Here is a 15,519-nt window from a genome sequence, read left to right on the forward strand (position 1 = left end):
GCGGCTACCCGCCGACGCCCTCGGCGGCCCGGATCGCGTCCCGGTAGGCGCGGGCCGCCGCGCGCAGCGCGGCCTCGGGGTCGATCCCCGCCGCCTCGGCGCGCGCCGCCAGCTCCAGCAGTTCGTACCCGACGCCCTCGCCGCGCGGCAGCTCGACCGCGAGCCCGCCCGTACGGGCCCGGCCGGCGAGCTTGGCCGCGAGCGCCAGACCGGGCTGGCCCAGCGGAATGCCGTCGGTCACCGACTCACGCTGCTTCTCCACCGCCTTGGTGCGCTGCCAGTGCGCGCTGACGTCCTCGGGGGTCTGCGCCCGCGCGTCGCCGAAGACGTGCGGATGCCTGCGGATCAGCTTCTCCACGAGGTCCCCGGCCACGTCGTCGACGGAGAACGGCTCGTCGGCGTGCTCCTGCGCGATGCGGGCGTGGAAGAAGACCTGGAGCAGTACGTCCCCGAGCTCCTCGCGCAGTTCCTCGCGGTCGCCCGCCTCGATCGCCTCGACCAGCTCGTACGCCTCCTCGATCGCGTACTTCACCAGCCCCTCGTGGGTCTGCACGGAGGTCCAGGGGCACTCGCGGCGCACCCGGTCCATCACCTGCACCAGGTCGAGCAGCCGCGCACCGGGCAGGTCGTACGACCCGGGCAGCAGCTCCAGGTCGGGCATGCTGACCCGGCCGGAGCCGGCCAGCCGGGCCAGCCCGTCGGTGAGCCGCTGGTCGCCTTCGCCGCCGGGGAGCACCACGACGGTGCCGCCGCCCGCGCAGGCCTCGACGAGCTCGTGGGCGTCGGGGGCCGCGTGGACCACCTCGACCCCCGCCTCGCGCAGGTACGGCAGCTGCGGGTGGCCGGGGTCCGCGCACAGCACCCGGTCCGCGGCGTGCAGGGTCTGCCACGCCGGCCAGGACAGCAGCCCGGGGGCGACCCGGTGGCTGGTGGTCAGCAGGACGATGCGGCCGGTGGGCTCGGCGGGCTCGGGGGACGCGTGCTCAGTCACCCCCCGAACCTACCTCCGCCCGCGCGGCTCAGGCCCCGGCGGGGGGCACCTGCTCGGGCCTGGTCCGCTGGGTGATCCACGGGGTCTCCGTGTCGCCGAGCACGATCTGCTGGGCGTCCCAGCTGCCGTAGCGCGGGTTGACCTCCACGTGCAGGGCCTTGGCGGCCGCCCCGAGCCTGGCCAGCGCCTTGTCCTGGTCGCCGTAGTGCTCGAAGAGCTTGTCGCGCAGCAGCCGGAAGCGGGTGTCCTCGGCCATCTGCCCGGGGGCCAGGTGGGCCTGCTGGAGGGCCGCCGACTCCAGCGCCTCGGAGGTGCGCGCCTTCTCCAGCTGGGTCTTGCGGACGTCCTCGATCTCCTTGGTGGACACGCTCACCCCGGCCTCCTTCGCCGCCCGCTCCAGGACGGCGGTCTGGATGAGCCGGTTGAGCTTGTCGCGGTCCAGGCGCGGGGTCGCCTCGATGAGCTGGGCGCCCTGCTCGGAGCGGTTCTGGGCCGCGCGGACGTCGTTCACCTGGGCCTGGAGCGCGGAGGTGGTGATCCGTTCGCCGCCGACGACGGCCGCCGTACCGGGGCGGGTCTCGCCCGAGCAGGCGGACAGCAGGGGGGCCGCCGCGAGCAGGGCGGCGGAGACGGAGAGCGCAGTGCGACGGTGCAAAGGAGCCTCCAGGGCCGGGAGATTGTGCGTCGGTGCACAAGGGCCGTGCGGTGACCGATGGTATGCAGTCAGGCTGGTCCGAGCCACCAATTCGACCAACGATTCCCGGGGTGTTGGGGTGCGGCCCCGTCCGTGCCCCAACACCCCCGTCCGCGTCCCGGCTCCGCATCCGGCCGGCGCGTCCCGGCTCTGCGTCGCGGATTCGCGTCCCGGCCACCCCGCGGCCATCCCCCCGCCCTCCGCTGCTGCCAGGGTCGGCCCACCATGTCGACACCGCACAGCTCGCCGCGGCGCCGCAGCCTGTCCGGCTCCGCGCTCGCCGCCCTGATCACGGCCGTGGCCGTGTGCGCCGGGGACGCCGCCGCCCGCGTCTACCCGTACGGGCCCCGCCACCGCAGCGTCAACGACCTCGGCAACCAGTTCGTGCCCTTCCACGCGCACCTGTGGGACCTGCTGCACGGGCGCGCCCACGGCGGCCTGCTCCTCAACTGGCAGTCCGGGTACGGGACCAGCTTCCTGCCCGACTTCGGGACGTACCTCACCAGCCCCTTCGCGGCGCTGGTGGGGCTCTTCCCGCGCGCGGAGACGGACCTCGCGGTGTACGTGGTCACCGTGCTCAAGATGACGGCCGCGGCGGCCGCGATGGCCTGGCTGCTGCGCACGCAGCGGCGCGGGCCCTGGTGGGCGGCGGGGCTGCTCGGAGCCTCGTACGCGCTCTGCGGCTGGTCGGTGATCGAGGCCTCGTACAACCCGATGTGGCTGGACGGGCTGATCGCCTTCCCGCTCCTGTGTCTGACGGGTGAATGGGCGCTGCGCTCCCGCCGGCCGACGGCGGCGGCGGCCGTGGTGGCCGTCTGCTGGACGGCGAACTTCTACACCGCCTACATGGCGACGCTGGGTGCCGCGCTGGTGCTGTGCGTACGGGTGGTGCTGACCCGGCAGGGGCTGCGGGAGCGGGTGCGGGTGCTCGTTCGGGCGGCGGGCACGACCGTGCTGGGCATCGCGCTGTCGGCTCCGGTGCTGGTGCCGCTGTTCCTCAGCTCGAAGCAGGCGTACCCGGGGTGGTTCAAGGAGTTCGCGCCGGTGCCGGCCGGGGATCTGCTGGCGCGGCTGCTGCCCGCCACGTACTCCTTCTCCTCCCCCGCCCTCTTCGTCGGCACCGGGACCCTGCTGCTGGTGGCGGCGCTGCCGTTCCACCGGGCGGTGCCGGTGCGGACCCGGCTGTGGTGGGCGGGGCTGGTGGCGGCGGTGCTGCTGTCGCTCCAGTGGGCGCCGACCCACCTGGCCTGGCACGTGTTCGCGACCCCCAACGGCAGCCCGTACCGGCAGACCTTCGTGCTCGCCGGGATCGCGGTCATCGCCGCCTGGACCGGGCTCGCGGCGGGCCTGCCGGGGCCGCGGGCGCTGGCGGCCGGGGCGGCGGTGCTCGGCGCGGCCGCGCTGGGGGCGAGCGGCAGCCCCCTGGCCACCGCCTGGGGGTACGCCCTGTTCTGCGGCGGGCTGGCCGCGGCGGCCGCCGCCTGGTGGGCGCTGCGCCACCGCCGCTGGGCGCTGCCGGCGGCCGGGCTGCTGGCCGTGGTCCTCGTGGCCCAGGCCGCGGCCACCACGGCCTACGGCCACCGGGGCAAGCTGGGCGGGCTCGACGACTACCCCTCCTGGGGCCCCGCCCACACGGCGCGCGCCGAGGCGCTGGCGGGGGCCGAGGGCTGGCCCGCGTACCGCACCGACGCGGGGCGGCCCGCCCTGTCGGGCAACGACCCGCTGCTGCTGGGCGGCGAGGGCGGCGCGTACTACAGCAGCCACACCCCGGACGTGTTCACCCGCACCATGGTCGCCCTCGGGGCCGGCTGGACCTCGCGGGGCCGCAACGTGCAGAGCCTCGACAACCCGGTCACGGACGCCGTCTTCGCGGTGGGCGCCCGGCTCCGGCCGGACGGCACGATCGCCCGGGCCGAGGTCCCGCCGCTGGTCACGGTCCGCCCGCCCGGACCGGGCCTCGCCTACGGCCCCTCCCCCTTCGCCAACCAGGAGCTCCTGCTGGGCGCGAAGGTCTACGAGGACCCGGTCGCCCCCGGCGTCTGCCGCGCGGGCACCGAAGCCTTCCTGTGGGCCCCCGAGTACAACGCCACGGCCCGCCTCGCGGACGGCCCCGCCTTCCGGCTGAACGCGAGCCCGCCGCGCAACCGGGCCGCGCTCCAGCCGATGGGCCCCTCCCGGGGGCCCGCCTCGCACCTGGTGTTCGACCGGCCCGAGCCGCCCCGGTGGGAGCTGTCCTGCCTGGACCGCTCCCGCCTGGACGCGGCGGTGGCCGCGCTGCGGGCCGGCGCGGCGACCTCCGTACGGGTCGGCCCGTCAGGCATCCGGGCCACCCTGCCCCCGGGCAGTACGGGCACGGCGGTCCTCTCCGCCCCGGCCATCGCGGGCTGGACCTGCAACGGCCGCCCGGCCGCCGCCCATCTGGGCCTGGTCGCCGCCCCCTTGGATCCCGCCGCCCCGGCCCTGACCTGCACCTTCCGTCCCCCCGGGCTCACGGCGGGCCTGGCCGCGGCAGCGGCGGCCCTGCTGGCGGCGGCCGTCCTCGGCGGGGTGTCGCGGCGCCGCCGCCGGGCCGCCGCGGCCGGCTGACCGGCCGCGCGCGGCGCGTCAGCGGACCTGGCCGAGCCAGTGGAGGGTGCGGCGGATGTCCACCGGGAGGGGGTGGTTCGGGCCGTGCAGGCGGTCCGCGTCGAAGAGGAGGCGGACCAGGGTGTCGTGCGCCGCCGGGCGGTCGCCGAGGGACAGCAGCAGGTGGGCTATCCGGCGGCGGACCTCCAGGGGCAGGCCCGGGTCCGGGTTGGCGTAGTGGTTCTCGAACAGCGGCAGCAGGGAGCGGTACTCGGCGAGCGCCGCCGCCGGTTCCCCGAGCTGTTCCAGGCACTGGGCCGCGTCGTAGCGGAAGCGCAGCGACTGGGTGTCCCCGGCCGGGAACTCGTCCGCGAGGCGGCGCAGTTCGGGCAGCGCCCGCCGGTACTGGCCGTCGTCCATCAGCGTGGCCGCGTACTGCTTGCGCAGCGAGCGGACCACCGGCGAGTGCTCGCCGTGCTGCGCCGCGGCCGCCGGCAGGATGCCGCCGAGGATGTCCACGGCCTGGGTGAGCCGGCCCTGGTCCAGGAGCGTGCGGGCCTCGTCCACGGCGCCGGGGATGTCCGGCCGCGCGGGCGCCGGGGTGGGCGGGGAGGTGGGCTGCGGGGGGATCACCGCGGCCCGGTCCGGCCACGGGGCGTGCGGGCGCAGGAAGGGCCGGGTGGGGTCGAGCGGGCCGGCCGGGGTCCGGCTGCCGCTGCCGGGGAGCATCGGTGCGAGGGCCTCGTAGACGGCCTGCGCGGAGTCGGGGCGGTCCTGCGGGTCCTTGGCGAGCAGGCGCATCAGGAGCGCCTCCAGCTCCGCCGGGATCTCCGGGCGCTGCCCGCGGATCGGGGCGGGGGGTTCGTAGAGGTGGCGGTGGAGCACCCCCAGGGCGGTGGATCCGGCGAAGGGCACGTTGCCGCTGAGGAGTTCGTACAGCAGCACGCCGAGCGCGTAGAGGTCGGTGTACGGGCCGACCGCGCCGCTCATGGCCTGCTCGGGCGCCATGTACGCCGGGCTGCCGATGGGGGTGCCGGTGCTGGTGAGGCGCGTGGTGTCGGTGTCCATCACGGAGGCCACGCCGAGGTCGAGGACCAGGACGGTGCCGTCGGGGCGGACCATCACGTTGCGCGGCTTCAGGTCGCGGTGCACGATCGGCACCGCGTGCACGGCGGACAGCACCGAGCACAGCTGGGCGGCGACGGCCACCGCCCACTGCCAGGGGTACGGGGTGTGCTCGGCGAGGTGGTCGGCGAGGTCGGAGCCCTCGACGTAGCCCATGACCAGGTAGAGCTCGTCCCCGTCGTTTCCCGCGTCGTGGACCGTGACCAGCCCGGGGTGGTCCACCTGGGCCGTGACGCGGCATTCGCGCACGAACCGGCGGCGCAGCTCCTCGGCGACCGTGCCCGGGCCGGCCACCTTGTCGGGGCGCAGCAGTTTGACGGCGACGCGGCGGTCCAGCCTGCGGTCGTACGCCGTCCACACCTGCCCCATGCCGCCCTGGCCCAGGATGGTGGCGAGCTGGTAGCGGTCCCCGATGAGCCGGTCGGTCACTGGTTCGGGTCCTGGATCGCGGTCCGGTTCGGGTCCTGGTAGGGACCGCCGGGCTGCGGGGGCCGGTTCGGCTGCGGCGGCTGCTGGCGCAGCAGTTCGCTCAGCTCGTCGAGTTCGGCGCGGACCTGGCCGATCCGCGGCGGCGGGGTCGCGTGCGGCGGAACGGCGGGCGCCTGGCCCGGGACCGGGGTCGCCGTCTGGGCCGCCGGCGGGTACCCGTAACCGGGCGCGGGCGTCTGCTGCGGCGGCGCGTACGGCGCGGGAGCGGGGTACCACTGGCCCTGCGGGACGACGGCGCCCCGGTTCTCGTGGTGCCTTATGTCCACGACGAGGAAGTACACGCACGTCGCGAAGCCGGTGAAGATGCTGCCGCCGGCGCCCAGGTTGCCCTGCCAGCCGCTGGTGTCCTCCGTCGGGTCGAGCTCGATGAAGACGATCCACGCGACCGCGAGCACACCGCTGAGGACCAGCAGCGCCCAGTCCCGCGCCTTACGGGTGACCAGCGCGAGCCGAAGCATCGTGCCCCAGGCGAAGAACCCGCAGGTCAGCAGGGGCAGCAACGCGAACAGCACGCGCAGCGTCACCACGCTCCCGTTGTTGGGACGGGGACCTGGGTGGCCATGCTGCGGCGGGAAGCCGGGGCCGTGCATCGCTGCTCCTGACGGGCCGTGCGGAAAAAAGACGACGGGTTTCGGGACAGAGCGTATACAGCGTTGTCCGCAGTCAGTGAGGGGATGGCCGCAACCGTTGCAGGGTCGCAGCACTGGGCCCCTTCCGCCCCGCCCGGCCCCCGCCGCCAGAGGGCTACGAGTCGAGGATCGTCGTGAGGAATTCTCCGGTCCAGGCCAGCAGTTCCCGCCCGACCAGCGGCTTGCCGCCGACCCTCGCCGTCTTCGGCCGCGGGATCAGCACCTGCGAGGCGGCCGGCTTGAGCACCGACCCCGGGTACAGCCGCTTGAGCCGCAGCTCCTGCGACTCCCGCAACTCCACCGGCCCGAAGCGGATGTTGGGCCCCTGGAGGGTGATGTCCCCGACCCCGCAGGCCCGCGCCAGCATCCGCAGGCCCGCCACCATCAGCAGGTTCTCCACCGGCTCCGGCAGCTTGCCGTAGCGGTCGGTGAGCTCCTCCCGTACGGCCTTGATGTCGGCCTCGGAGTTGGCGGCCGCGATCGACCGGTACGCCTGCAGGCGCAGCCGCTCGCCGGGCGCGTAGTCGTGCGGCACGTGCGCGTCGACCGGCAGCTCGATCTTGACCTCCAGCGGCGGCTCCTCCTCCACCCCGCCCTCGACAGCGGCGCGGTAGTCGGCCACCGCCTCGCCGACCATCCGGATGTAGAGGTCGAAGCCCACGCCCGCGATGTGGCCGGACTGCTCGCCGCCCAGCAGGTTGCCCGCGCCGCGGATCTCCAGGTCCTTCATCGCCACGTACATGCCGGCGCCCATCTCGGTGTGCTGGGCGATCGTCGCGAGCCGCTCGTGCGCGGTCTCGGTCAGCGGCTTCTCCGGCGGGTAGAGGAAGTACGCGTACCCGCGCTCGCGGCTGCGGCCCACCCGGCCGCGCAGCTGGTGCAGCTGGGAGAGGCCGAAGTTGTCGCCGCGCTCCACGATGAGGGTGTTGGCGTTGGAGATGTCGATGCCGGACTCGACGATCGTGGTCGAGACGAGGACGTCGAACTTCTTCTCCCAGAAGTCCACCACGACCTGCTCCAGGGCCTGTTCGGACATCTGGCCGTGCGCCGTCGCGATCCGCGCCTCGGGCACGATCTCACGCAGTTTGGCCGCCGCCCGGTCGATGGACTCGACCCGGTTGTGGATGTAGAAGCACTGCCCCTCGCGCAGCAGCTCGCGACGGATGGCCGCGCCGATCTGCTTCTCCTCGTACGGGCCGACGAAGGTCAGCACCGGGTGGCGCTCCTCCGGCGGGGTGGTGATCGTCGACATCTCGCGGATGCCGGTCACCGCCATCTCCAGGGTGCGCGGGATCGGGGTCGCGGACATCGTCAGCACGTCCACGTTGGCGCGGAGCTTCTTCAGCTGCTCCTTGTGCTCGACGCCGAACCGCTGCTCCTCGTCGACGATGACCAGGCCCAGGTCCTTGAACTTCGTCTCCTGCGAGAACAGCCGGTGGGTGCCGATGACGATGTCGACCGAGCCCTCGCGCAGGCCCTCCAGCGTCGCCTTCGACTCCGTCTCGGTCTGGAAGCGGGACAGCGCCCGCACGTTGACGGGGAACTGCGCGTACCGCTCGGAGAAGGTCCCGAAGTGCTGCTGCACCAGCAGGGTGGTGGGCACGAGGACGGCGACCTGCTTGCCGTCCTGCACCGCCTTGAAGGCGGCGCGCACCGCGATCTCGGTCTTGCCGTAACCGACGTCGCCGCAGATCAGCCGGTCCATCGGGACCGACTTCTCCATGTCCTCCTTGACCTCGGCGATCGTGGTGAGCTGGTCGGGCGTCTCCGCGTACGGGAACGCGTCCTCCAGCTCGCGCTGCCAGGGGGTGTCCGGCCCGAAGGTGTGGCCGGGGGCCGCCATCCGGGCGCTGTAGAGCTTGATCAGGTCGGCGGCGATCTCCTTGACGGCCTTCTTCGCCCGCGCCTTGGTCTTGGTCCAGTCGGCGCCGCCCAGCCGGTGCAGGGTGGGGGCCTCGCCGCCGACGTACTTGGTGACCTGCTCCAGCTGGTCGGTGGGGATGTACAGCCGGTCGCCGGGCTGGCCGCGCTTGGCCGGCGCGTACTCGACGAGGAGGTACTCGCGGGTGGCGCCCTGCACCGTCCGCTGGACCATCTCGATGTAGCGGCCCACGCCGTGCTGCTCGTGCACGATGTAGTCGCCGACCTCCAGGGTCAGCGGATCGATCGTCTTGCGGCGCCGGGTCGGCATCCGGCCGAGGTCCTTGCTGGCGGTGCGCTGCCCCGTCAGGTCGGTCTCGGTCAGGACGGCGAGCCCCAGCCCCGGGTGCACGAACCCGTTGTCGACCGAGCCGCACGCCACCTGGACGATGCCGGGCTCCAGCGTGTGCAGGTCGGCCTCCAGCCGGGCCGCGATGCCCTCGCCGCCGAGCACCTCGACGGTACGGGCGGCCGGGCCGTGGCCCTCGGTGAGGTAGACGGTGTGCCAGCCGTCGGCGATCCAGCCCTTGGTGTCGGCGAGCGCCCGGGCCGTGTCGCCCCGGTACGCCTCGGGGGCGTGCATGCCCAGCGTGAGGGTGTCCCCGCCGGTCACCTCGTCGGCGGCGAAGGGGGAGACCGACCACCACATCATGCCGAGCTCGCGGGCGTGTTCGCGGACGTCCGCGATGCCGCGCAGCGAGGCCGCGCCGACGTCGATGGGGGCCTCACCGCCGCCCGCGGTGGCCGCCCAGGAGGCCATCAGGAACTCCTGGCTCGTCGCGACCAGGTCGGCCGCCCGGGTCCGCACCCGCTCCGGGTCGCAGACCACGGCCATCGCCCCGGCCGGCAGTACGTCGATCAGCAGTTCCATGTCGTCGACCAGGACCGGGGCGAGGGACTCCATGCCCTCCACCGCGATCCCCTCGGCGATCTTGTTCAGCAGTTCCCCGAGCTCCGGGTGCTGCTCGGCGAGCGCCGCGGCCCGCTCCCGCACCTGCTCGGTCAGCAGCAGCTCACGGCAGGGCGGGGCCCACAGCCCGTGCTCCGCGATCTCCAGGGAGCGCTGGTCGGCGACCTTGAAGTAGCGGATCTCCTCGACGTCGTCACCCCAGAACTCCACGCGCAGCGGGTGCTCCTCGGTGGGCGGGAACACGTCGAGGATGCCGCCGCGCACGGCGAACTCCCCGCGCTTCTCCACCAGCTCCACCCGCGCGTACGCGGCGGCGGCCAGCGCCTCGGTGACCTGCCCCAGATCGGCGTTCTCACCCTGCCGCAGGCTCACCGGAACCAGCTCCCCCAGCCCCTTGACCTGCGGCTGGAGCACCGACCGGATCGGCGCGACGACCACCGACACGGGCCCGGCGGCCGGGTCGTCCGCGCTCGGGTGCGTCAGCCGGCGCAGCACCGCGAGGCGGCGGCCCACGGTGTCGCTGCGCGGCGAGAGCCGCTCGTGCGGCAGCGTCTCCCAGGACGGGTACTCCGCCACCGTGTCCTGCCGGCCCGGCGGCATCATCGAGCGCAGCGCGGCGGCCAGGTCCTCCGCCTCCCGCCCGGTGGCGGTCACCGCGAGCACGGTCCGCCCGGTGCTGCGGGCCAGCGCGGCGATCGCGAAGGGCCGCGCGGCGGCCGGGCCGACGAGGTCCACATGCATCCGGTTGCCGTCACCGGCCGCCGCGACCGCCTCGGCGAGGGCGGGGTCCCGGGTGACGGCGTCGAGCAGTCCGTGCAGGCTCATGAAGGAGGCTTTCCGTCCGGTGGAGGGGCAACGCGAAGGGCCCGACACGAGAACGGGCCGGGGGTTCCCACCCTACGACGCGGCACCCTCGGCCGCGCGGGGGATTGCCGTCACTCCGGGGAGTGACCCGGCTCTCCTACCGGCCCCGCCGGTCCCCCACCGCCCCCCGCCTCCGCACCGCCCCCTGCAAGTCGCCGCCTCGCCACGCGTGACCCGTACGACCGTCCTACGATGTTTTCGTACTGATCATCCCGCCGTGCCGTCCTTCCGACCGGCCGAGGGAGCACGAGTCCGTGACGAGTGGCGCGACAACCCGCCCGGCCACCGCCGGCCCGCGGCCGGGGACCGGCCCGCCGCACCGCCGGTGGCCCGGACCGTACGTGCTCGCCGCCCTGCTGTTCGCCGCCTACACCGTGCTGTCCGTATCCCGGTACCGGCGGATGGACCCCGCCTCCTGGGACCTGGGGATCTTCGAGCAGGCCGTACGGGCGTACGCGCACTTCCAGGCGCCGGTGGTCGATCTCAAGGGGCCCGGGGCCAACATCCTGGGCGATCACTTCAGCCCCGTCATCGCCCTGATCGCCCCCCTGTACCGGCTGTTCCCCGGCCCCGTGACCCTGCTCGTCGTCCAGGCCGCCCTCTTCGCGGTGTCCGCCGTGCCCGTCACCCGGGCCTCGGCCCGGCTGCTCGGAAGGGTCCGGGGGCTCGCGCTCGGGGCGGCGTACGGGCTGGCCTGGGGCCTCCAGCGGGCCGTCGAGGCCGACTTCCACGAGATCTGCTTCGCCGTGCCCCTGCTCGCCTTCGCCCTCGAAGCGCTGCTCGCGCGGCGGTGGCGGGCCGCCCTGCTGTGGGGGCTGCCGCTGCTGCTGGTCAAGGAGGACCTCGGGTTCACCCTGGCGGCCCTGGCCGCGGTGGTCGCCTGGCGGGCCCGGCGCACCGACCCGCGGGCCGCCCGGGCCGCGCTCGGGGTGGCGGCGGGGGCCGTCGTGGCCGCCGTACTGGTGCTCACCGTCGTCATCCCGGCCTTCGGCAGCGGCTACGCCTACTGGGACAAGGTCGGCGGCGCGGCCCCCCTCGACGGGCTCGCCGCCAAGCTGGAGACCCTGGGCTGGGTCCTCGTCCCCACCACCGGGCTGCTGGCGCTGCGCTCCCCGCTGCTGCTGGTCGCCGCCCCCACCCTCGGCTGGCGGTTCCTGTCGGGCGACAGCCTCCACTGGTCCACCGGCTGGCACTACAGCGCCGTCCTGATGCCGGTCGTCGCCCTCGCCCTCACCGACGCCCTCGACGCCACCGCGCGCAGCCCCCGCCCGTGGCTGCGCGCCTGCGCCCTCCAGCTGCCCGGCGCCCTCCTCGCGGTCGCCCTCGCGCTGAGCATGACCGTCCTGCCGCTGGAGCGGCTGCGGCACGCGTCCGCGTACGAGCGGCCCGCGCGGGTCACCGAAGTCGAGCGGCTCCTCGCCCGCATCCCGGACGGCTCGACCGTCGAGGCCGACACCACCCCGCTGAGCCGGCTGACCTCACGCTGCCGGGTGTTCTGGATCGGGGACGCGCGCGGGCAGCGGCCGGCCTTCCTCGTCTTCGACGGCTCCGCCGGGTGGGCCGGGCAGGACCCGCTCGGCTACGCCCGGTGGCTGCACCCGGACGCCCGGTTCCGCCTGGTCGGCGACGCCGACGGGATCGTCCTCCTCCAGCGGTACTGACCGCTCGCCCCCCGCGCACGACGCCGGCCCCGGCCGTCCTCTCGGACGGCCGGGGCCGGCGTACCCCCGTGACAACCGCTGCCGAGCTAGTCGGTGGCGATCGCGTTCAGTACGTTCATCCGCCCCGCCCGGAAGGCCGGGACCAGTGCGGCGAACAGGCCCACCAGGGCCGATCCGGCGAACACGCCGAGGATCGTCGGCCACGGGATCTCCAGCACCTTCAGGCCCTGGAGGGCGAGCAGCTGCTGGGCGGTGGCGCCCCAGCCCATGCCCAGGCCGAGGCCGAGCAGTGCACCGAAGAGGGCGATGACCACCGACTCCAGGCGGATCATGCGGCGCAGCTGGCGGCGGGAGAGGCCGATGGCGCGCATCAGGCCGATCTCACGGGTCCGCTCGACCACCGAGAGGGCCAGGGTGTTCACCACACCCAGGACGGCGACGATGATCGCGAGGGCGAGGAGCCCGTAGACCATGTTCAGCAGCTGGCCGACCTGGTCCTTGAGGTTCTGCTTGTAGTCGGTCTGGTTGCGCACCGTGTACTGCGGGTACCCGGCGAGCGCCGCCTTGAGCTCGCCGTACGCGGCGTCGGCCTGGCCGGCCTTGGCGGTGCCCATCAGCATGAAGGGGCGTGCCAGCTCCTCGGCCGGGATGTTGGCCTCGGCGGTGGCGGTGCTGATGTACTTCACGCCCTTGTCGATGTTGCCCTCGTCCGAGGTGATCGCGGCGACCTTCAGCCTGGCGGTCCTGCCTCCGGTGAAGGCGACCGTCAGCTCGTCGCCGACCTTGACGTGGTGCTCCTCGGCGTAGAGCGAGCCGACCGACATGGCGCCCGGCGCGTACGCGTCCTCGTGCCGGCCGGCGAGCGTCTTGCGGCGCAGGTCCTGGGCATAGGTCGGGTCGGTGGCGCTCAGGTCGCTCTGCGCGCTGGACCCGTCCGGGGCGGTGATCTTCGCGGTGACCTTGCGGTAGGCGGTGACGTGGTCGAGGCCCTTGACGGCGCGCATGGCCTGCTCGGCCTGCGGCACGACCGGCTGCATGGCCGAGGAATCGACGATGTAGTCCGCGCCGACCGTCCGGTCGAGCTCGTCGGTGGCCGAGGCCACCATCGAGGAGCCGACCACCGACAGGCAGGCGACCAGCGCCAGGCCGATCATCAGCGCCGCGGCGGTGGCACCGGTGCGGCGCGGGTTGCGCAGGGCGTTGCGCTCGGCGAGCCGGCCGACGGAGCCGAAGGGCCGCAGCACCGGGGCGGACAGCGCCCGGACCACGACACCCGCGAGCAGCGGGCCGATCACGATGAACCCGATCAGCGTCAGGACGACACCCAGGCCCAGCCACATGGATCCCGGTCCGGCCTTCTCGGCGGCGCCGGCGAGGTACAGGGCCGCGCCGCCGGTTGCGGTGAGGACCAGGCCGAGGGCGGCCCGGATCCGGCCGGCCTTCTTGTCGCCGGGGCTGCCGGCGTCGCGCAGGGCGGCCATCGGGGAGACCTTGCCGGCCCGGCGGCCCGGGACGTAGGCGGCGACGACGGTGACGGCCACGCCGAGGACCAGGCCGAGGACCGGGGTGGTCCAGGCGATGGTCAGGTCGTCGGTGGACAGCTCCATGCCCATCTGGCCCATGAGCTTCATCAGGGCGACGGCCAGGCCCACACCGGCGGCGACACCGAGGACGGAGCCGACGAGCCCGAGGAGGAAGGCCTCCAGGAGGACGGACCGGTTGATCTGCCGCCGGTCGGCGCCGATGGCGCGCATCAGGCCGATCTCGCGGGTGCGCTGGGCGACCAGCATCGAGAAGGTGTTGAAGATCAGGAAGATGCCGACCAGGAAGGCGATCCCGGCGAAGCCGAGCATCACGTACTTCATGACGTCCAGGAAGGAGCCGACGTCCTTGCGGTTGGCGTCCGCGGCTTCCTTCGCCGTCTGGAGCTTGTACGTGTCGGCGCCCACCGCGGTGGCGACGTGCTGCTTGAGCTGCTCGTCGCTCACCCCGTCCTTGGCGACGACGTTGATGTGGGTGAACGCGCCGGGGTCGCCGAGCAGGAACTGCTGGGAGGTCGCGGTGTCGAAGTAGACGACGGTCGCGCCCGGGTTGGTCACGGTGAAGGAGGCGATACCGCTGATCTTGGCCCGGTTGTCGCCGGTGACCGCGATGGTGCGGATCTCGTCACCGAGCTTCAGGTGGTGCTTCTCGGCGGTGTCGGCGTCGATCATCACCTCGGTCGGGCCCCGCGGGGCGTTACCCGAGGTGATCTTCATGGACTTGAGCTCGTTCTCGGTCCAGCTGCCCGCGATGGTCGGGGCGCCGGTGGTCGAGCCGAGGTTCTCGTTCTTGGTGTTGACGACCGTGACGGACATCGAGACGACGCCGCCCTCGGCGGACTTCACGCCCTCGGCCTTCTTGACCTGCTCGACGAGCGAGCCGTTCAGCGTCTCGGGCTTGCCCCTGTCGGGGGTCTCGTCCCCCGCCTCGGCCGCCTTGGGGCTGACCGTCACATCGGAGTTGGTGACGGCGAACAGCTTGTCGAAGGTGGTGTTCATGGTGTCCGTGAACACCAGCGTGCCGCAGACGAAGGCCACGGACAGCAGGACGGCGATGGCGGAGAGCGCCATCCTTCCCTTGTGCGCGACGAAGTTGCGCCGCGCCGTCTTCATCACGGTCACGAGGTCCGCCCGCGTGCGTCGAAGTCCTTCATCCGGTCGAGCACCTGGTCGGCGCTCGGGTTGAACATCTCGTCGACGATCCGGCCGTCGGCCAGGAAGATGACGCGGTCCGCGTAGGAGGCGGCGACCGGGTCGTGCGTGACCATGACGATGGTCTGGCCCAGCTCGTCCACCGACTGGCGCAGGAAGCCGAGGACCTCGGCGCCGGCCCGGGAGTCGAGGTTTCCGGTCGGCTCGTCGCCGAAGATGATCTGCGGGCGGGCGGCGAGCGCGCGGGCTACCGCCACGCGCTGCTGCTGGCCGCCGGAGAGCTCGGTCGGGCGGTGCTTGAGGCGGCCCGCGAGGCCCACCGTCTCCACGACCCGGTCCAGCCACTGCGCGTCGGGCTTGCGGCCCGCTATGTCCATGGGGAGCGTGATGTTCTCCAGGGCGTTGAGCGTCGGCAGCAGGTTGAACGCCTGGAAGATGAAACCGATGCGGTCGCGGCGCAGCTGGGTGAGCTTCTTGTCCTTCAGGCCGGTGATCTCGGTGTCGTCGAGGAAGATCTGACCGCTCGTCACCGTGTCCAGACCCGCGAGGCAGTGCATCAGCGTGGACTTGCCGGAGCCGGACGGACCCATGATCGCGGTGAACTGGCCGCGGCGGATGTCCACGTCCACCTCGTCGAGGGCCACGACACGGGTCTCGCCCGCCCCGTACGCCTTGACCACCTTGCGTGCCCGGGCCGCGACGGCTTCATGCCCTCCAGTACCCCCGTGCCTGGTTTCGGTCATAGCCGTTGTCACGGTGTTTCTCCTCGTCAGTGGCGTGTGTGCCCGCATCGGTCCGCGTCGGTCCGCGTGGATCGCCGTGGTGAAGTCTGTGGTGCGGGGGGCTTTCGGCGCCCTGGTGCCCATCGCCGTATCCGTCCGGGGGTTATCCCCACCCCCGCGCCCCGCTCGTATGAACAAGTTAAGGACGCGCCGGGACCTTCTACCTCCTCCGCCGGGACGAAAGACCCCTGGGCCC

9 protein-coding genes are annotated in these 15,519 nt (G+C 73.6%); 2 read left to right on the top strand and 7 right to left on the bottom strand.

Annotated features, from left to right (window positions below; translation table 11 throughout):
- Window positions 1–4 precede the first annotated feature (4 nt).
- Together ACZ4TG_RS19510 and ACZ4TG_RS19515 are read right to left on the bottom strand one after the other, a co-directional pair.
- Window positions 5–991, bottom strand: coding sequence for a nucleoside triphosphate pyrophosphohydrolase (locus ACZ4TG_RS19510; protein ID WP_468164320.1), 987 nt, complete (start codon window positions 989–991; stop codon window positions 5–7).
- 28 nt (window positions 992–1,019) lie between these two features.
- Window positions 1,020–1,646 (bottom strand): SurA N-terminal domain-containing protein, encoded by a 627-nt coding sequence (locus ACZ4TG_RS19515; RefSeq protein WP_468164322.1) that lies wholly within the window; start codon window positions 1,644–1,646, stop codon window positions 1,020–1,022.
- 264 nt (window positions 1,647–1,910) lie between these two features.
- Here ACZ4TG_RS19515 and ACZ4TG_RS19520 point away from each other — a divergent pair, with 264 nt between their 5' ends.
- Window positions 1,911–4,271 carry a YfhO family protein gene (locus ACZ4TG_RS19520; protein WP_468164324.1) on the top strand — a complete coding sequence of 787 codons (2,361 nt, stop codon included), beginning with the start codon at window positions 1,911–1,913 and terminating at the stop codon, window positions 4,269–4,271.
- A gap of 18 nt (window positions 4,272–4,289) precedes the next feature.
- Here ACZ4TG_RS19520 and ACZ4TG_RS19525 read toward each other — a convergent pair whose 3' ends face one another.
- The 3 genes from ACZ4TG_RS19525 to mfd all read right to left on the bottom strand — a co-directional run bounded on the left by ACZ4TG_RS19525 (window position 4,290) and on the right by mfd (window position 10,148).
- Window positions 4,290–5,804: a protein kinase domain-containing protein gene (locus ACZ4TG_RS19525; RefSeq protein WP_468164326.1), complete on the bottom strand. Its 1,515-nt coding sequence runs from the start codon at window positions 5,802–5,804 to the stop codon at window positions 4,290–4,292.
- Window positions 5,801–6,391 (bottom strand): hypothetical protein, encoded by a 591-nt coding sequence (locus ACZ4TG_RS19530; RefSeq protein WP_468164329.1) that lies wholly within the window; start codon window positions 6,389–6,391, stop codon window positions 5,801–5,803. The genes ACZ4TG_RS19525 and ACZ4TG_RS19530 overlap by 4 nt, the downstream gene beginning before the upstream one ends.
- Window positions 6,392–6,608: 217 nt before the next feature.
- Window positions 6,609–10,148, bottom strand: coding sequence for a transcription-repair coupling factor (gene mfd / locus ACZ4TG_RS19535; RefSeq protein WP_468164331.1), 3,540 nt, complete (start codon window positions 10,146–10,148; stop codon window positions 6,609–6,611).
- A gap of 293 nt (window positions 10,149–10,441) precedes the next feature.
- Here mfd and ACZ4TG_RS19540 point away from each other — a divergent pair, with 293 nt between their 5' ends.
- Entirely contained in the window at window positions 10,442–11,848 is a 1,407-nt protein-coding gene (locus tag ACZ4TG_RS19540; protein WP_468164333.1) for a DUF2079 domain-containing protein, read from the top strand.
- 86 nt (window positions 11,849–11,934) lie between these two features.
- Here ACZ4TG_RS19540 and ACZ4TG_RS19545 read toward each other — a convergent pair whose 3' ends face one another.
- Both ACZ4TG_RS19545 and ACZ4TG_RS19550 read right to left on the bottom strand, forming a co-directional pair.
- A complete protein-coding gene (locus tag ACZ4TG_RS19545) occupies window positions 11,935–14,511 on the bottom strand; it encodes an ABC transporter permease (RefSeq protein ID WP_468164335.1) in 2,577 nt (858 codons plus the stop codon).
- Entirely contained in the window at window positions 14,508–15,284 is a 777-nt protein-coding gene (locus ACZ4TG_RS19550) for an ABC transporter ATP-binding protein (protein ID WP_468164337.1), read from the bottom strand. The genes ACZ4TG_RS19545 and ACZ4TG_RS19550 overlap by 4 nt, the downstream gene beginning before the upstream one ends.
- Window positions 15,285–15,519: the final 235 nt, after the last annotated feature.

This window comes from Streptomyces sp. NPDC028314 (assembly GCF_055565795.1).